Origin of the sequence: Aedoeadaptatus nemausensis, assembly GCF_903819165.1 — a bacterium.
GTDB lineage: Bacteria > Bacillota > Clostridia > Tissierellales > Peptoniphilaceae > Aedoeadaptatus > Aedoeadaptatus nemausensis.
Map to the genome: position 1 here is coordinate 119,044 of NZ_CAIJCS010000014.1, position 16,877 is coordinate 135,920.

Genomic DNA, 16,877 nt, shown 5'->3' on the forward strand with positions numbered 1-16,877 from the left:
GAAAGGACACTATGAAGACAAGGGACTTTTACTACGATCTACCGGAAGAATTAATCGCACAACATCCGGCGGAGAAACGCGACGAATCGCGTCTTTTACATTTAAAAAGTAACGGAAGTTACGAGGATCTTCATTTTAAGGACATCCTAAACTTTATTAATCCGGAAGATGTGCTGGTTATAAACAACACAAAGGTGTTACCTGCGCGAATTTTCGGATCGCGCCCGGGAAAGGATGAGCATATCGAGGTGCTCCTCGTTAAAGAAATGGAAAAAGATCTTTGGCAGTGTATGGTGCGTCCGGGAAGAAAGATGAAATCAGGTACGGTAATTGAATTTCCTCACGGGCTATCCGGCAAGGTAGTAGATATTTCTGAAGACGGTCTTCGCTTCATTTGCTTTGAATACGATGACGTCTTTCTGGAAATTTTAGAAAAGCTCGGTGAGATGCCCTTACCTCCTTACATTCATGAAAAATTAGAAGATAAAAATCGATACCAGACGGTATATGCGAAATATGAAGGCTCCGCCGCGGCGCCTACCGCAGGTCTTCATTTTACAGAGGATTTGTTGGACAAAATCCGTAAACAGGGAACGGAAATTGCGGAGATCACCCTTCATGTAGGCCTGGGAACTTTCCGTCCCGTAAAGGCTGAGACGGTGGAAGAACACCATATGCATAGCGAGTATTATTGTATCGACGAGGAAGCGGCTCGTAAAATTAACGAGGCCAAATCGAGAGGCGGACGCGTAATTGCCGTAGGAACCACCTCCATACGCACGCTTGAAAGCGCTATGGCAGCTATGGGAGAAATTAAGCCTATTTCAAAAGAAACGGATATCTTCATATATCCCGGCTACGAATTTAAAATCGTCGACGGCATTATAACGAATTTCCATTTACCGGAATCTACTCTTATTATGCTCGTATCCGCCTTTGCAGGGAGAGATGAAATCTTAAACGCATACTGTCACGCAGTAGAAGAAAAATATCGTTTCTTCAGCTTTGGAGACGCTATGTTTATAGAATCGAGGAAAGAATGAAATTTACCGTTACCCACACATCAACTGAAACGAAGGCGCGTCGAGGCGTTTTAGAGACGGAACACGGCACCATTCAAACGCCGATCTTTATGCCCGTGGGGACTCAAGCCACCGTAAAAACCATGACGCCTGAAGATTTAGAAGCTATGAATGCCCAAATTATTCTGTCCAACACCTACCACTTATTTCTGCGGCCGGGAACGGATATTATCGAAAAGGCCGGAGGTCTCCACAAGTTCATGAACTGGAACGGTCCTATTTTAACGGATAGCGGCGGTTTCCAAGTATTCAGTCTTTCTCATCGTCGAAAGATTACGGAGGAAGGGGTCATGTTCAGAAGTCACATCGACGGTTCCAAACAATTTTTATCCCCTGAAAAAAGTATGGAGATTCAGCATATTTTAGGCTCCGATATTATTATGGCCTTCGACGAATGCGCTCCATATCCCGCCACGAGGGATTATATCGCTCATTCAAGCGATCGAACCACGCGATGGGCGGAACGCTGCAAAGTCTATCACGACGACAAAAAGGGACAAAATCTCTTCGGCATTGTTCAAGGGGGAATGTATAAGGACCTCCGAAAGAAAAGTGCGGAGGAGCTCGTGTCCTTAGATTTTCCGGGCTACGCCGTCGGAGGTCTTTCCGTAGGGGAACCTCTGGATTTAATGTGTGACGTTTTAGATTATACGACAGACTTTATGCCCGAGGATAAGCCTCGTTACCTAATGGGGGTCGGAACGCCGGATTATCTTTTCGAAGCGGTAGAACGGGGAATTGATATGGCGGATTGCGTATTGCCTACGCGAAATGCGAGAAAGGGCACAGTCTTTACGGCCCATGGACGCTTGGTCATTAAAAACGCCAGATATGCGGAAGATTTTCTGCCCTTAGACCCTGAATGTGATTGCTACGTATGTAGAAATTATTCACGTGCTTATATCCGCCATTTATTTAAAGCTAACGAAATCTTAGGACTCAGACTTGCAAGTTACCATAATCTTTATTTCTTATTAAAGTTAATGGAAAATATTCGCATCTCTATCGAAAACGATAACTTCTTGTCCTTTAAAGATGACTTTTACGCAAAATATGGTTATAATAAGATCAACGGATAGGAGGTTTGTATGGAATTTGGAAATGGAAATTCTATGGTCCCTACGTTAATTTCCGTCGTGCTCATGATCGGCATTTTTTACTTCGGCATTATTCGTCCGAATAAGAAGAGGGAAAAAGAAGCCCTGGAGATGATGGAAAAGCTGGCGGTGGATGATGTAATCCAAACCATTGGAGGCATTATCGGCAAAATTGTTCAAGTTAAGGCGGATGTGGTGATTATTGAAAGCACCGGCATGAAGACTCGACTTGAAATAGCTAAATGGGCCGTCAAATCGGTTATTAAGCCGGGACACCGCAAAAATACGGCAGAAAATAAGGAAGAAGAATAGGAGTTTGTATGAAATACATAAAAACACTTACGAAACGTTCGCTACGTAAAGGTCTTGAAAAAGCCGGCTGCGGCGAGTGCCAAACATCTTGCCAATCTGCTTGCAAGACATCTTGCACCGTTGGTAATCAAAAGTGCGAAAATAAAGAACGATAAAAAGGTTGTGGGACTCCCACACCTTTTTATTTTAGAAAGGGAAATCTGTGCGTAATATTCATCGTTTTAAGGGAAATGGTCAGTTTGTAATACTGGATGTGGCATCCGGATCGGTTCATGTCGTAGACGAAATGATTTTCGAGATGGCGGCGGATCTTTTGGATCTCACAAAAGACGAAATAATCGAAAAATATAAAGATCGTTATGACCAAAAGGCCTTGGCCGAAGGCTATGACGAACTTTATTATCTTATGGAAGAGGGTCTGCTTTATTCAAAGGACGAGCCGGTGGACTTAAGCGGATTCAATCCCGACTGTCATATAAAGGCCATGTGCCTTCACGTTTCCCACGATTGCAACTTGAGATGCGCCTACTGTTTTGCATCTCAAGGAGACTTCCACGGGGATCGCATGATGATGGATTTAGAAACGGGGAAAAAAGCCTTAGACTTCCTATTGGAAAACAGCGGCAATCGCTATAATTTAGAGGTAGACTTCTTTGGTGGCGAGCCCATGATGAACTTTGAAGTCGTCAAGCAACTAGTGGATTACGGCAGAGCGAGAGAAAAGGAATATAACAAACACTTCCGCTTTACCATGACCACTAACGGCCTCCTATTAAATGACGACAACATCGAATACCTAAATCGTGAAATGGCCAATGTGGTATTATCTTTAGATGGACGCAAGGAAATCAACGACCCGATGCGGCCGACAGTTAACGGCAAGGGAAGTTTCGATACGATCGTGCCGAAATTTAAAAAGCTGATCGCCGGCAGGGGAGACAAGGATTACTACATTCGCGGCACATTTACCAATCACAATCTTGATTTTTCGAAAGATGTTATGCTTTATCATGATCTCGGCTTTCAAAAAACGAGTATGGAGCCGGTAGTGACCGATCCTAATGAAGAGTACGCTATTCGTGAAGAGCATCTGGATCAAATCTTAAAAGAGTATGAAAAACTAAGTGAAGATTATTTGCGGATTCGCGAAGAAGATCCCGATTTTCTGTTTTTCCACTATATGATCGATCTTTCCGGAGGACCCTGTGCCTATAAAAAGAGCATCGGGTGTGGTGCCGGCAGTGAATATGTGGCCGTAACGCCTACAGGAGAAATTTATCCCTGCCACCAATTTGTAGGTGAAGAAGATTTCTTACTGGGAAATGTAGACGAAGGTATTGTTAACAAAGAATTACAAAAACAATTCCACGAAGCCGATGTCTTCCATAAAGATGCCTGCACGGAATGCTGGGCAAAATATTTCTGCAGCGGCGGCTGCCACGCCAACGCTTATCACAATAACGGCACGATCTATGAGCCTTTTGAAGTAGGTTGCCAAATGGAACGCAAACGTCTCGAATGTGCCCTTACAGTTTACGCCAAGGAGTCTAATGAAGTTGTATGAAATACTGGTCCGTCAAAAATAATCAGCCAAAAGAAGCCATCGATTTCCGCACATTAGGTTTAATGGAGTGGGAGTATAGGGTTTTATTAAATCGCGGTTTAGATACAAAGCGTGCCATAGAGGATTACATTCATCCTTCTATGGAGAATATTGCCTCTCCTATTTCGATGAAAGATATGGTGAAAGCCGGCAATATTCTCCAATCGACAAAGGGAAAAGTGCGCATTATCGGCGATTATGATTGTGACGGAACTATGAGTACGACTATTCTGGTAAAGGGTTTAAAAGGCCTCGGCTATGATGTAGACTACGATATTCCTCATCGCCGAAAAGACGGCTACGGTATGCAGGTAGACATGGCGGAGCGGGCGAAAGAAGACGATATCGAACTCATTATCACCTGCGATAACGGCATTGCTCAGTTTCAAGCCATTCAGCGTTGCAAGGAACTGGGCATTAAAGTGATCGTCATCGATCATCATCAGGTGGTAAAAAATGAAGAGGAAGAAATTCTTCCCGAAGCCGACGCTATTATTAATCCTCACCAAAAACAATGTCGCTACCCATTTAAAGAATTATGTGGTGGCGCTTTGTCATATTATTTTATAAACTATCTATATACTATTTCAGGGAAAATAGAGGAGATGGATCCCGACCTCATCGGTTTTGCCGCTATGGCTACTATTTGCGATGTTATGATTTTGCAAGGAGAGAACCGGATCCTTACCATAGCGGGTCTGGAAAGGCTGAACCGAACGGATCACATTGGCTTTAATGCCCTTCGCGATGCTGCGAGTATTCGCGGGGATATTGGAGGCTACCATATCGGTTTTATTATCGGGCCTACGATTAATGCGGCCGGGAGATTGGAAACGGCGAAAGATGCGGTGGAGTTGTTCTTAACTGATGATCCGTCCTTTGCTGAAAAGACGGCCATTTATCTCAGGGATTTAAATGCCAAGCGTCAAGCCCTAACTGTCGAGGGAACGAAGCGACTGGAAGCGCAGCTGGAAAGCCCGAAGGAGCGGGAGCAGCTACTCTATATTCTGAAAGATGAAAGTATCGACGAGAGCATTGCGGGCATCATTGCGGGCAAGCTGAAATCCAAATTCAACCGTCCCTGTATCGTCATTACGAGAGGAGAAAAGGGACTAAAGGGAAGCGGGCGCAGTATCGAAGCTTATAATATGGTGGAGAATATTCGGAAGAGTGAAGAATACCTCACGAGCTTCGGTGGCCATGCCATGGCCTGCGGTTTAAGTTTAAATCGAGACCGCTTTGTTCCTTTTAAACTGGACGCATTAGAAAAATGTGGCTTGGATCCTCGGGATCTTGTTCCGCGTATTCGTCTCGATGCTATCGTCCCCATCGATAAAGCGAGCTATGAAACCGTATCCAGACTGGAACGTTTTCAGCCTTACGGAAACGGCAATCCCAAGCCTCTTTTTGGCGCCACGGGCATTTATATTCGAGATTTTCGAATTTTCGGGAAGAATAGAAATGTAATTAAGCTGACCTTGTACTATAAGGGAAGAGATTACGATGGCATTTTATTTCAAGAAAGCGACGAATTTATTGCCTTTACCCAAAATGCGCGGCGCCCCGACGGCAGTTTGATCGTGGACATAGCCTATGTCCCGACTATCGATACCTATAGAGATAAAAACACACTTCAATTCCAAATTGAAGATCTGCGACAATCTAGACATGGTGATTAAATGATTCAAAAATTAATTGAAAAGGTTCTATCTTATAATCCCGAGGCGGATACGGATATTATTCGCGAAGCCTATTATTTTGCCGAAGAGCACCACGAGGGACAAAAGCGTAACTCCGGCGAAGATTACATCGTCCATCCTTTTAACGTGGCGTATATTCTGGCTGAAATGAATATGGATGTGCCTACGATTATTGCAGGTCTTCTTCATGATACGATCGAAGATACCAGCGTAACCTACGACGATGTTAAAGAAAAGTTTGGTGAAGAAGTAGCGGATCTCGTAGACGGCGTGACAAAATTGAAGATGCTCTCTTATCAAACCAAACAAGAGAAGCAGGCCGAAAATATTCGGAAGATGGTGCTGGCCATGGCGAAAGATATTCGCGTCATCATCGTTAAATTTGCCGATCGTTTGCATAATATGCGAACGCTCGAATATATGACGCCTGAGAAAAAACGCGAGAAAGCTCTGGAAACTATCGAAATTTACGCACCTCTCGCTGATCGACTGGGTATGAGTCGTGTAAAGAGTGAGTTAGAGGATTTATCTCTGCGTTACCTAGATCCCGAGAATTATTATAAGCTCGTGGATATGATCAATAAGCGTCGGAGCGAACGAGAGGAACTTATCGAGGAATTGATTCGCGATATTTCCAATCAATTAAAGCGCACCGGAATAGCGGCGGATATTACAGGAAGGCCTAAGAATTTTTACAGCATCTATAAAAAGATGATGAAAAAGGGAAAGACTTTCGAGGAGATTTATGACCTTCAAGCCATTCGCATCCTTGTGGATGACGTAAAAGACTGTTATGGCGCTCTCGGTGTGGTACACACTATGTATAAGCCTATTCCGGGTAGGTTTAAAGATTATATTTCCATGCCGAAACCGAATAAATACCAGTCTCTTCACACGACTGTTATCGACGACAGGGGAGAAACTTTCGAGGTGCAAATTCGGACTTGGGAAATGCACAAGACGGCGGAATATGGTATCGCCGCGCACTGGAAATATAAAGAAGGGGCAAAAAAATCCACGAGTTTTGACGAGAATCTGACCTGGCTTCGTCAATTACTCGAATGGCAAAAAGACCTAAAAGATCCCAATGAATTTATGGAAACTTTAAAGGTCGACTTTTTTGCCGACGAAGTATTCGTCTTTACCCCAAACGGAGATGTTATAAATCTCCCGGATAATTCCACGCCTATCGACTTTGCCTACCGTGTGCATACGGCTGTTGGCAATACTTGTGTAGGTGCAAAGATTAACGGCCGCATCGTTCCCCTAAGTCATAAACTTAAAAACGGCGAAATCGTCGAAGTTATCACAAATAAAAACTCAGAGCCTTCTTTAGACTGGCTTTCCATTGTCGCCAGTCCCCAAGCACGTACAAAGATCAGACAATATTTTAAAGTCAAAGATCGGGACAAAAACATCGCGAAGGGACAAGTTATGATCGAGCAAGAGATTAAGCGTATCGGCTTAAAGCCTAATGAGCTGATCCGCGACGATTGGATGGAGGATGTAAGGGAGCGCTTAAAATTCGACAATCTTGAAGATCTCTATGCTCAAATAGGCTACGGCAGCATGAGCGTACGCCAGGTAACGGCGAAGCTCACAGAGCATTATAAAGAAGAAGTCCAGGAAGCTAACGCGACTACATTCGATGCCGAGGACTTTACGACGCCGGTGCGGCATGAACATCGAAATACGGGTGGCATTATTGTAAGAGGAATAGACAATGTAAAGGTGCGCATTGCTAAATGTTGTACGCCGGTTCCCGGTGATGAAATTGTCGGCTTTATTACCATGGGTCGAGGTGTAAGTGTCCATCGATCCGACTGCATCAATCTGAAAAACAATATGAGTGAAGAGCGTCTCATTCCCGTAAGATGGGATATAGACGAGCAGGAAACTTACAGTGCGGAGTTGGAAATTCGCGCCGACAGCAAAAGCAATGTACTCGCCGACATTGCCAATCGAATTCACGATGCACGCCTCGATATTCAAAACCTATCTGCTCGAGAAAATAAAGAAGGTGATCTCATTATTCGGACCACCATTCGCATTCATCATATCGAGGAATTACAGCGTCTAATTAAGAAGCTGGAAAATGTTCAGCATGTCATCGAGGTTTATCGCGTAAGCGGTTAAGGAGGTAATATGCGCGCAGTAGTTCAACGGGTGAAACGTGCAGCCGTTAGTGTCGACGGAGAATCAGTTTCATCGATTGAAAAAGGAATGATGGTTCTCGTCGGTATTTCTGCAGAAGACACAGAAAAGGACATGGAATACATCGGAAATAAAATCGTCGGCCTCCGCATTTTTGAAGATGATGAGGGTGTTATGAATATAAACGCCAAAGATAGCGGAAGCGATATTATGATCGTGAGTCAATTTACTCTATACGGTGACGGACGTAAGGGAAATCGACCGAGCTATATTCGCGCCGCTAAAGGCGATGTATCCGAACCCATGTACGAAAAATTGATTCAATATGTTGAATCGAGGGGATTTTCTGTAGCTAAGGGAAAATTTGGCGCCGATATGGCTATCGATATGGTGGCAGACGGACCCGTTACGATTTTATTAGATAGCGAAAGGGGTTTTTAATGGCATTTAAAACGGTTTTGGTCGGCGGTACGACCAATTGTTACATCGTATATAATGGCGAGAATAAAAAAGGATTTATTGTAGATCCCGGAGCTGAAGCCGGCCGCATTCTTGCCGAAGCCGAACACTTAGGCTTGACTATCGAAGCGATTTTACTGACCCACGCACACGGCGATCACGTAGCGGCTCTTAATAAAGTACGGGATGCTCTCGGCGTTAAAGTATATATGCACAAGGACGAGTTGGAAAACTTCAATAATCAAGCGCCGCAATTTATTGCCATGATGGGCGGTGAAGTGCCGGATAAAGAACCGGATGTTCTCTTAAATGACGGAGATACTATTGAGCTGAATTGCGGAAAGATAAAAGTGATGCAGACGGCGGGCCATACCCCCGGCTCAGTATGTTATTTTTACGATGATCTCATTTTAAGCGGAGACACTTTGTTCCAAGGCTCCATCGGGCGTACGGATTTCCCGGGAGGAGATGTACAGGCCATGATGCGTTCCTTGCGGAAATTAGCACAGCTTGATGAAAATTTAAGAGTATTATCGGGCCACGGGCCGGAAACTTCTATAGGGATCGAAAAACGCATTAATCCTTACATGCAACACGTCTTATGATCCGCATTGTAAAAGGTACAGATTCGGAGATTCATACATTCTATGAACTTCTTCGAATCTATTTTCCGTATTATGAAACTTCCGGTGAACTTTTTTTATCTATCGAAACGAAAGAGAATATAAAAAAAGTCGTACTCGTTATCGGCGACGATCGCTTTGAAAAAGATTTTGTCTTCAGTGATGCATACGTAGCGAAACGCGCTATAGCGTCTTGGATCGTTCGAGATATAGATCACGAATCGAAAGAAGATTGTTTATGGGGAACTCTGACCGGCACGCGGCCAATAAAATTCCTACAAAAACAACGCAGTCTTTTAGGAGATGAAAAGACGAAAAAGTATTTAATCGACGAATACTTGCTTAGTCCTTACATCGCCAATCTCTTAATGGAGATCGCCTTACTGGAAAGCGAAAAGACTGATCATATAAAGGGAAAGGGGTATTCTCTATATATTCATATTCCTTTTTGTCCGACTCGTTGCGACTATTGTAGCTATCCTACCATTCGAAGCGACAACACGGATGCCGTGGTTCTTTACATGGAACATTTATTGAAAGAGCTGGATTTCGTTTTAGATGAGATGGAAGAGGAGCCGACGACGATTTACATCGGCGGAGGAACGCCGACCTCTATTCCGAAGCCTCAGCTTAAAAGGCTGTTGGATCATTTGTCTCATTTAAATCCTGTGGAGTTTACCCTGGAAGCAGGAAGGCCTGAAACAATCGATGAGGAACTTTTGATTATGCTAAGGGATTATCCTATTACGCGAATCAGCATCAACCCTCAAACGATGGTGGATGAAACACTGGAAAAAGTAAAACGTCCCCATAACAAAGAGGACATAAAACGGGCGTACTACAAGGTGCGTGAAATGACTGATTTTGAAATTAATATGGATCTTATCCTGGGACTTGGAGACGAAGGTATTCCACAAGTAGCCCACACTTTCGATGAAGTTATAGACTTAAATCCCGAAAACATAACGGTTCATGTACTCTCCCTTAAAAACGGATCTAAGCTGTTTGAAAACGAAGGGGTCTATACAAAAAATATCCGGAAAATGCAGAATTATTCGATGAAACGAATGGCGGAATCCGGCTATCATCCTTACTACCTCTATCGTCAAAAACGTATTATGGGTAATGGTTCCAATATCGGCTTTTCCAGAGAAGGCCATGACAATCTCTACAATATGATCATGATGGAAGAGATCCATTCGGTTATCGGCGTAGGTATGTCCTCCACGACAAAACTCGTAGATGAAACGGGTAAGACCGTGAGCAAATTTTCAAATTTCAGAAATATGAGAGATTATACCGAGCGATTCGGTGAAATTATCGATAAAAAGAAGAAGCATTTGAGAGAGGTTTTATGAAACTGAATACCTTACTTGAAAGAGTAGAAATAAAAAATAGAATCAGACAAATTGACGGAGATTTAAATATTTCCAATATTTCAAACGATTCGAGAGAGATCGGCGAAGGGGATATATTTGTCGCCATGAAGGGCGTACTGGTGGACGGTCACGATTATATTGAAGAAGCCAAGAAAAGAGGAGCGGCACTTGTGGTTTGCGATCACGAGGTCGAGGTGGATATTCCTCAAGTAATCGTCGAGAATCCTCGCAAAGCGTTGGCCGATCTCGCTTGTACCTTTTACGGCGATCCGTCGAAGGAGATGAAGGTTTATGGCGTAACGGCTACCAACGGTAAAACCTCCACCGCTTATATGCTTCGCGATATTTTCAAAGCGGCGGGATACGAAGTAGGCGTTATCGGCACGGTAGAGGTGCAATATAAAGATGTCTCCATTCCCTCGATCTTAACGACCCCCGAATCTATTCATCTCCAAAAACATTTACGGAACATGGCCGACAGCGGCGTTGAGGTCGTTGTAATGGAAGTTTCTTCCTCGGCTCAAGAGCTCTACCGTAGCAGGGGTATCGATTACGATATCGTAAGCTTTAATAATATTTCCGTAGAACACTTAGAACAACACGGCACCTTTGAAAATTATTTCCATTTTAAGAGCCGATTGATTCGTCATGCCCAGAAGGAAACGGCGGTTATTTTAAACATCGACGCCCAACTTATCGACGATTTGAAAGATAAGACGGAAGGTCAAGTTTTTACGGCAGGCGTAGAAAAAGATGCATTGATCGGCGTTTCAAATATCGATATTTCCAGCGGTTTTCCGAAATTTACCTACACAGTGAAAGAAGATCGCAAAGCCGGTAAATGGTCTCTAAAAAAATTGGAGCTTCCCATTGACCTTCAGGTCACGGGATTCCATACAGTTTTAAATGCTATGATGGCCATCAGTTTCGGTTTATTGGCAGGGGTGAACCCTTCCACCATACAAAAGGCCTTATACAATTTCAGAGGAGTCGAAAGACGCTTCGAATTGATCTATAATAAAGAGTATATGATCATCGACGATCATTATGCCAATGTTAAAAATATTGCCGTTACCTTAGAAACACTTTGTCGCATGGATTATAAGAATCTTCATTTACTTTATGCGATTCGAGGAGGAAGAGGGGCGGAACTCAATCGCGAGAATGCGGAAGAAACAGTAAAGTGGATGCCGAAATTGCCTCTTAAAGATTTCATTGCGACGAAATCTGTCGAGGTTGTATCTTCGAAGGATGAGGTAACGGATAAAGAGCTGGAGGCTTTTCTCAAAGAAATGGAAAAAGCGGGGCATACCGTACCCGTTATCGATTCTTTAAAGGAAGCCATCGATACCATTCTTCCCAAGGTAGAGCCGGGAGATGTTTTACTCCTTGCCGGTTGCCAGGGAATGGATCATGCTGCAAAATATATTTGGCAGATGTTAGCCGACGCTTCTTCGGGAGAAGAGAGAGCGGAATGGCTTAAAAAGATAGACGAAAGAATTTGTTAGGAGGAATCATGGGAGAATCACTGGGAACATTAAAGCGCACCCATTTGTGCGGTACTTTAAACGAAGAACATATTGGAGAAGCAGTTACGGTTATGGGATGGGTACAAAAATCCAGGAACCTTGGTGCTCTTGTCTTCACAGATGTTCGGGACTATACGGGTATCGTCCAGGTCGTCTTCGATAGCGAAGTGGACGAATCCGTTTTTGATAAAGCAACGTCTTTACGCTCCGAGTTCGTCGTGGCCGTAGAAGGGGATGTAAGAGCTCGCAGTTCGGTAAATGAAAATATTCCTACAGGACACATTGAGATACTGGCGCGTGAATTGAAAATTTTAAACGAATCTGAAGTACCTCCCATTTACGTGAAAGACGACGATGATGTAAGCGACGATCTTCGTTTAAAATATCGCACACTGGATTTGCGTAAACCTCACAGTCAACACGTTTTAAGGACGCGTTCTCGGGTATATAAACTAACGAGAGACTTCTTCCACGATGAAGGCTTCGTCGAAGTGGAGACGCCGATGCTCAATAAACCGACGCCTGAAGGAGCGAGAGACTATCTGGTGCCCAGCCGCATTCACGACGGTTCGTTCTATGCTCTTCCTCAATCTCCTCAACTGATGAAGCAACTTCTAATGGTATCGGGCTTTGATCGCTATATTCAAATCGCCCGTTGCTTTAGAGATGAGGACTTACGCTTTAATCGTCAACCGGAATTTACACAAATCGATATGGAGCTCAGCTTCGTCGAGGCAGACGATGTAATGGAAATCAACGAGCGTTATTTGAAAAAGCTCTTTAAAGAAGTGATCGATGTGGATCTCAAAACACCTTTTGATCGCATGACCTATCGCGAAGCCATGGATCGCTACGGCGTGGATAAGCCGGATGTACGCTTCGGTATGGAACTGAAGAATGTTTCCGACATCGTCGAAAACTGCGATTTTAAAGTATTTTCCGGCGCCGTTTCTTCCGGTGGCAGTGTACGCGCCATCGTGGTAAAAGGCGGTGAAGAATTTTATTCCCGCAAAAAGATCGACAAGTTGGAAGCTTTTGTGAAAGACTTTAAAGCTAAGGGATTAGCTTGGGCAAAGGTAAAAGAAGACGAAATCCAATCTCCTATTCTAAAATTTGTCGGCGACGATATTATGAACAGTATTGTCGAACGGGTTGATGCGGAAACGGGCGATTTGATTTTATTTGTTGCGGATAAAAATGATATAGTGTTTGCCGCACTGGGTAATCTAAGAAATCACATTGCCGAAGAAATGGATATAATTCCAAAAGACGTTATTGCGCCTCTTTGGATCGTCGAATTCCCCTTATTCGAATACGATGAAGAAGAAGAGCGCTATGTGGCAAAACACCACCCCTTTACGGCTCCCATGGATGAAGATATCGATAAGATCGAATCGGATCCTGCAAATTGTCGTGCGAAGGCCTACGACATCGTTATGAACGGCGATGAAATGGGTGGCGGCTCCATTCGTATTCATGACGGACAGGTTCAAAAGAAGATGTTTAAGGCCTTAGGCTTCACGGAAGAAGAAGCTCAAGATAAGTTCGGTTTCCTATTGGAAGCCTTCAAATACGGCGCACCGCCACATGGTGGTTTAGCCTACGGTTTAGACCGATTAATAATGTTATTAACCGGTGAAAAGAATATGCGCCACGTCATTGCATTCCCGAAAACTCAATCGGCGAGCGACCTCTTAACCGGGGCACCTGTCGAACTTTCGGAAAAACAACTGGAAGAGGTGCATATTCGCGTAATAGAGGAGTGATAGCATGATTCAAATTGGGCGTATACTTTCGGTAAATAAAGGAATGGCCTATATGGAAGTGACTCGAAAAGGAGCTTGCGGTACGGGATGTGCCAGCTGCTCCAGCACTGCATGCGAATCCAAGTCCGAGTTTATTTCCGTTCCCAATGATTTAAATGCGGAAGCGGGAGACACGGTGGAACTCTACGTAAACGATCATTTCGTCCTGCGTTCCATCTACAAGGTCTACGGAATTCCATTAGTGGCTTTCTTAGCCTTGATTTTTATAGGTCAGTTTTTAATACCGACGAGCGTTTCCAATCGCGATCTCTATATATTTGCTTTGGGTGCCCTTTCCTTTATTATCAGCTTTGTGGTTTTAAAGAAGGTTGATAGAAAAGAAGGGGATCGCGCACAATTGAAAATGACGAAAATATTGTAAAAAAAGCCATAGATCGGAAGAAAAGTATCTCCGATCTATGGCTTTTTGAATTCTCATTTTCAACGGTAGCGATCCAATCTGGGACGTCCTTTATATTCGGAGCGTTTTCGGAAAGCTCGAAGAGATTTGGAGAATAGGCCCGATGCCACAATTCCCAAAGAAAGGGCGATAGCGACTGAAAAAGTTTTGACTGCTTCTCGAAGAAACATATCCATATTGTCGCTGATTAAATAACTCATAGTATAGTACATTCCGCCTCCGGGAACCAAAGTAATGAGTGGAGGCATTATAAAAATAGTGGCCGGCATTTTATAAAGTCTTGAAAAAAATTCACCTAAAATACCCATTAAAAAAGCGGCCAGGAAGGCGGCAAAAAAAGCATTGCCGTCTAAATCGAGAATCTTAAGGTATAGAAGGTAAGATATCCCTCCGCTGAAACAGCTCGATAGGAGAGATCGCTTCGGCGCTTCCACGGGTATGGCATAGCCTATGGTGGCGCAAAACGAAACGAAAAACATTATAATAGCTTTTTGAATCGTCATATCAACCTCCTATAATCTTTTCTAAATTTAAAATAAATCCGACGCCGAGAGCAATAGCGAATGCGACGAAGATACCTTTCGTGATCCCGATCAGTCCGGAAACATAATCGCCGCTGATAATATCCCTTAGAGAATTTGTTACGATCATCCCCGGAACCAGGGGCATAATAGCTCCGATAATGATCATATCCATGTGAAGGATCGGCATGGCCTTAACGCCTATAAGTGCTAAAATTGAAACAACCATGGTGCCTAAAAAAGCTTCGGGAAAGAAGGAGACATTATGCTTCGCCGTAAGCCGCATGCAGTAATTAAGGATGAAACCTACAAAAAAAGTGTAGGCGAAATCATGCCATGTGCCTCCAAACATAATGGCGAAAGAGGCGCTACAAAGGCCGGTAAAAAACATGGTCACGGGGAGAGAGCGCTTGGTAGCATGGGATATAGACATCAACTTGTTGCGTGATTCATAGAGTGAAATCTCTCCCGAAACGAAACGTCGTGAAAAAGTATTTAACTCGTCGATCTGATTTAAATTGACTCCTGAATTTTCAATATCCCTGAACATGGTAATAGATTCTTCATCATATTCGGCGGAAACAAAAAGTGCGGAACTAAGGGCGAAGACGTCGACCTCCGTTATATTTTCCATAGACAAGATCATGCGCTCGATGGTGTCTTCGGCGCGATATATTTCGGCTCCATTTTTAATGAGCATTTGGCCGGTTGTCATGGCAATATTAATTAAACTTTTAGCCTCTTCTAAGCTATTTATCTCTTGTCGGCCCAAGGCTATTTCCTCCTTTCCGGATTAGCTTCATTTTCTTTTCTCTCGTTAATTTTTTTATGGCGTGTTCTCGTTTTAAGCCCGTGGATCTGTCCGAAACAGACTCCAAGTATACCATGGATACGGGGAGTCGACTTCGCGTATATTTTGAGGCCGTTCCCTTGTTGTGCTGTTGAAGTCTTCGTTCAGGATCGGTGGTGTAGCCGGTGTAGAAACTTTTATCACCACATTCTAAAATATAAACGTAGTGTTTTACGGCCATCGATTGAGCACCACCTTAATGGCGGGGTATTGAAAACCGCGAGAGAGTAAAAAGCGAATGATTTTAGTTTTGTCTTTCGACAAACCATGACCGCGTACATACTTTTTTCCGACGATCTTGTCAATCATTTCTACTTCATCTTCGTGAGTAAATTTTTCTAAAGCCATGGCGATAAATCTTTCGTCGACGCCTTTTTGCTTTAAAAGATAGCGGATTTTAATAGGGCCGTAGCCGTTAAGGTTCCGCTTGTCTCGAGCGAAGAGTTCGGCAAATTCCTCGTCGTTAAGAAAGCCATATTCCTTCAGGTAGTCGACGGCGCCTGCAATGGCATCTTCGCCGATACCTTCCCGGATAAGCAAATCTTCTATTTCCCATGTGGTCTTACGATTACGAAGTTTTTTAAGGGCGAAATCGATGGCGATTTGGCGCTCGCTATCTTTTCGGATTTCGAGTATATCATTTTCCGTCAGCTCTTTTCCCTTATAGAGATTGTGCCTGACAAAAACCGACTCCGGTAAACTTAAAGGGTTCTCCTGATCCAGCTCGACGATAAATAGATTATTTGATTTTTGAATGCGTTTTATTTCCATAGTCATCATCGGTCTATTTTAACATAATTTAGATATTTCTTCTCTCAATTAGCGAGCTTCTCAAGTGCCCTCTCGTTGAAAATCAGCGATTTCTATGATAGTATTTAGGTAAAATTAAGTTGAGGTGTACGATGAATTCAATACTATCGCAGTTATTTAAATATATTTTCATACTGATCATCTACTTGTTTATTTTTACTATTATTCGCATGATCTATTTGGATATACGTTCCATGCGTTCAGTAGAAGCGAATAAGGATGAGGCCTATTTAAAAGTAGTCAATCGATTAGATTCATTAAATTTTAAAATGCAAGAATATTACGTTTTGAAAGGTCTGACGAAATTGGGACGAAGCAGCAAAAACGATATCGTCATTAAAGACAATTTTGTCTCTAAAAATCACCTGGTAATACAGGAAGAAGACGGTCACTATTACATTCGCGATCTTCATAGCGCTAACGGCACTTTTTTAAACGGTCAAACATTATATGATGAAGCGGAACTTAAAAACGGCGACCGCATCGGCGTCGGTTTCATTCAATTTTTATTTGTAGATCAAGCAAAGTAGGT

The 16,877-nt window shown here is 43.3% G+C and carries 18 protein-coding genes; 14 read left to right on the plus strand and 4 right to left on the minus strand.

Annotated features, from left to right (window positions below):
- Positions 1–11 precede the first annotated feature (11 nt).
- From queA to PEPTYR26121_RS01845, 13 genes are read left to right on the plus strand one after another with little or no spacing between them, the layout of a single operon-like run.
- Positions 12–1,043, plus strand: coding sequence for a tRNA preQ1(34) S-adenosylmethionine ribosyltransferase-isomerase QueA (gene queA, locus PEPTYR26121_RS01785; RefSeq protein ID WP_180498624.1), 1,032 nt, complete (start codon positions 12–14; stop codon positions 1,041–1,043).
- Positions 1,040–2,161: a tRNA guanosine(34) transglycosylase Tgt gene (tgt, locus tag PEPTYR26121_RS01790; RefSeq protein ID WP_180498626.1), complete on the plus strand. Its 1,122-nt coding sequence runs from the start codon at positions 1,040–1,042 to the stop codon at positions 2,159–2,161. Before queA ends, tgt begins: the two co-directional genes overlap by 4 nt.
- A gap of 9 nt (positions 2,162–2,170) precedes the next feature.
- A complete protein-coding gene (yajC, locus tag PEPTYR26121_RS01795; RefSeq protein ID WP_246285867.1) occupies positions 2,171–2,491 on the plus strand; it encodes a preprotein translocase subunit YajC in 321 nt (106 codons plus the stop codon).
- A gap of 8 nt (positions 2,492–2,499) precedes the next feature.
- Positions 2,500–2,646 carry a six-cysteine ranthipeptide SCIFF gene (gene scfA, locus PEPTYR26121_RS01800; RefSeq protein ID WP_180498628.1) on the plus strand — a complete coding sequence of 49 codons (147 nt, stop codon included), beginning with the start codon at positions 2,500–2,502 and terminating at the stop codon, positions 2,644–2,646.
- A gap of 47 nt (positions 2,647–2,693) precedes the next feature.
- Positions 2,694–4,055 carry a thioether cross-link-forming SCIFF peptide maturase gene (gene scfB, locus PEPTYR26121_RS01805; protein WP_180498630.1) on the plus strand — a complete coding sequence of 454 codons (1,362 nt, stop codon included), beginning with the start codon at positions 2,694–2,696 and terminating at the stop codon, positions 4,053–4,055.
- The gene (gene recJ, locus PEPTYR26121_RS01810) at positions 4,052–5,773 is read left to right on the plus strand and encodes a single-stranded-DNA-specific exonuclease RecJ (RefSeq protein WP_180498632.1); all 1,722 of its coding nucleotides are present in this window, start codon (positions 4,052–4,054) and stop codon (positions 5,771–5,773) included. The genes scfB and recJ overlap by 4 nt, the downstream gene beginning before the upstream one ends.
- Positions 5,774–7,930, plus strand: coding sequence for a RelA/SpoT family protein (locus PEPTYR26121_RS01815; protein ID WP_180498634.1), 2,157 nt, complete (start codon positions 5,774–5,776; stop codon positions 7,928–7,930). It abuts the gene before it with no gap.
- Positions 7,931–7,939: 9 nt separating this feature from the next.
- Entirely contained in the window at positions 7,940–8,389 is a 450-nt protein-coding gene (dtd, locus tag PEPTYR26121_RS01820) for a D-aminoacyl-tRNA deacylase (protein WP_180498636.1), read from the plus strand.
- Entirely contained in the window at positions 8,389–9,012 is a 624-nt protein-coding gene (locus tag PEPTYR26121_RS01825) for an MBL fold metallo-hydrolase (protein WP_180498638.1), read from the plus strand. Before dtd ends, PEPTYR26121_RS01825 begins: the two co-directional genes overlap by 1 nt.
- Positions 9,009–10,388: a coproporphyrinogen dehydrogenase HemZ gene (hemZ, locus tag PEPTYR26121_RS01830; RefSeq protein ID WP_180498639.1), complete on the plus strand. Its 1,380-nt coding sequence runs from the start codon at positions 9,009–9,011 to the stop codon at positions 10,386–10,388. Before PEPTYR26121_RS01825 ends, hemZ begins: the two co-directional genes overlap by 4 nt.
- Positions 10,385–11,917 carry a Mur ligase family protein gene (locus PEPTYR26121_RS01835; RefSeq protein ID WP_180498641.1) on the plus strand — a complete coding sequence of 511 codons (1,533 nt, stop codon included), beginning with the start codon at positions 10,385–10,387 and terminating at the stop codon, positions 11,915–11,917. Before hemZ ends, PEPTYR26121_RS01835 begins: the two co-directional genes overlap by 4 nt.
- An 8-nt stretch (positions 11,918–11,925) precedes the next feature.
- Complete coding sequence (gene aspS, locus PEPTYR26121_RS01840) at positions 11,926–13,704, plus strand: aspartate--tRNA ligase (protein ID WP_180498643.1); 1,779 nt, start codon at positions 11,926–11,928, stop codon at positions 13,702–13,704.
- Positions 13,705–13,708: 4 nt separating this feature from the next.
- Positions 13,709–14,125 carry a SoxR reducing system RseC family protein gene (locus PEPTYR26121_RS01845; protein ID WP_180498645.1) on the plus strand — a complete coding sequence of 139 codons (417 nt, stop codon included), beginning with the start codon at positions 13,709–13,711 and terminating at the stop codon, positions 14,123–14,125.
- Between the two features lie 59 nt (positions 14,126–14,184).
- Here PEPTYR26121_RS01845 and PEPTYR26121_RS01850 read toward each other — a convergent pair whose 3' ends face one another.
- From PEPTYR26121_RS01850 to PEPTYR26121_RS01865, 4 genes are read right to left on the minus strand one after another with little or no spacing between them, the layout of a single operon-like run.
- The gene (locus tag PEPTYR26121_RS01850) at positions 14,185–14,667 is read right to left on the minus strand and encodes a threonine/serine exporter family protein (RefSeq protein ID WP_246285868.1); all 483 of its coding nucleotides are present in this window, start codon (positions 14,665–14,667) and stop codon (positions 14,185–14,187) included.
- Between the two features lies 1 nt (position 14,668).
- Positions 14,669–15,457, minus strand: coding sequence for a threonine/serine exporter family protein (locus tag PEPTYR26121_RS01855; RefSeq protein ID WP_180498647.1), 789 nt, complete (start codon positions 15,455–15,457; stop codon positions 14,669–14,671).
- The gene (locus PEPTYR26121_RS01860; protein ID WP_180498649.1) at positions 15,435–15,716 is read right to left on the minus strand and encodes a GIY-YIG nuclease family protein; all 282 of its coding nucleotides are present in this window, start codon (positions 15,714–15,716) and stop codon (positions 15,435–15,437) included. Before PEPTYR26121_RS01860 ends, PEPTYR26121_RS01855 begins: the two co-directional genes overlap by 23 nt.
- Positions 15,707–16,306 carry a RecX family transcriptional regulator gene (locus tag PEPTYR26121_RS01865; protein ID WP_180498651.1) on the minus strand — a complete coding sequence of 200 codons (600 nt, stop codon included), beginning with the start codon at positions 16,304–16,306 and terminating at the stop codon, positions 15,707–15,709. The genes PEPTYR26121_RS01860 and PEPTYR26121_RS01865 overlap by 10 nt, the downstream gene beginning before the upstream one ends.
- Before the next feature lie 131 nt (positions 16,307–16,437).
- Here PEPTYR26121_RS01865 and PEPTYR26121_RS01870 point away from each other — a divergent pair, with 131 nt between their 5' ends.
- Positions 16,438–16,875: an FHA domain-containing protein gene (locus PEPTYR26121_RS01870; protein WP_180498653.1), complete on the plus strand. Its 438-nt coding sequence runs from the start codon at positions 16,438–16,440 to the stop codon at positions 16,873–16,875.
- The last annotated feature ends 2 nt before the right edge of the window (positions 16,876–16,877 follow it).

Excerpts from the sequence above, each read along its gene's own strand:
- yajC (WP_246285867.1), top strand. The coding sequence starts at position 2,171 with ATGGAATTTGGAAATGGAAATTCTATGGTCCCTACGTTAATTTCCGTC.
- PEPTYR26121_RS01845 (WP_180498645.1), top strand. The coding sequence starts at position 13,709 with ATGATTCAAATTGGGCGTATACTTTCGGTAAATAAAGGAATGGCCTAT.
- dtd (WP_180498636.1), top strand. The coding sequence starts at position 7,940 with ATGCGCGCAGTAGTTCAACGGGTGAAACGTGCAGCCGTTAGTGTCGAC.
- PEPTYR26121_RS01850 (WP_246285868.1), bottom strand. The coding sequence starts at position 14,667 with ATGACGATTCAAAAAGCTATTATAATGTTTTTCGTTTCGTTTTGCGCC.
- aspS (WP_180498643.1), top strand. The coding sequence starts at position 11,926 with ATGGGAGAATCACTGGGAACATTAAAGCGCACCCATTTGTGCGGTACT.
- PEPTYR26121_RS01835 (WP_180498641.1), top strand. The coding sequence starts at position 10,385 with ATGAAACTGAATACCTTACTTGAAAGAGTAGAAATAAAAAATAGAATC.
- recJ (WP_180498632.1), top strand. The coding sequence starts at position 4,052 with ATGAAATACTGGTCCGTCAAAAATAATCAGCCAAAAGAAGCCATCGAT.
- PEPTYR26121_RS01815 (WP_180498634.1), top strand. The coding sequence starts at position 5,774 with ATGATTCAAAAATTAATTGAAAAGGTTCTATCTTATAATCCCGAGGCG.
- PEPTYR26121_RS01870 (WP_180498653.1), top strand. The coding sequence starts at position 16,438 with ATGAATTCAATACTATCGCAGTTATTTAAATATATTTTCATACTGATC.
- PEPTYR26121_RS01825 (WP_180498638.1), top strand. The coding sequence starts at position 8,389 with ATGGCATTTAAAACGGTTTTGGTCGGCGGTACGACCAATTGTTACATC.
- PEPTYR26121_RS01865 (WP_180498651.1), bottom strand. The coding sequence starts at position 16,306 with ATGGAAATAAAACGCATTCAAAAATCAAATAATCTATTTATCGTCGAG.
- queA (WP_180498624.1), top strand. The coding sequence starts at position 12 with ATGAAGACAAGGGACTTTTACTACGATCTACCGGAAGAATTAATCGCA.
- hemZ (WP_180498639.1), top strand. The coding sequence starts at position 9,009 with ATGATCCGCATTGTAAAAGGTACAGATTCGGAGATTCATACATTCTAT.
- PEPTYR26121_RS01860 (WP_180498649.1), bottom strand. The coding sequence starts at position 15,716 with ATGGCCGTAAAACACTACGTTTATATTTTAGAATGTGGTGATAAAAGT.
- scfA (WP_180498628.1), top strand. The coding sequence starts at position 2,500 with ATGAAATACATAAAAACACTTACGAAACGTTCGCTACGTAAAGGTCTT.
- tgt (WP_180498626.1), top strand. The coding sequence starts at position 1,040 with ATGAAATTTACCGTTACCCACACATCAACTGAAACGAAGGCGCGTCGA.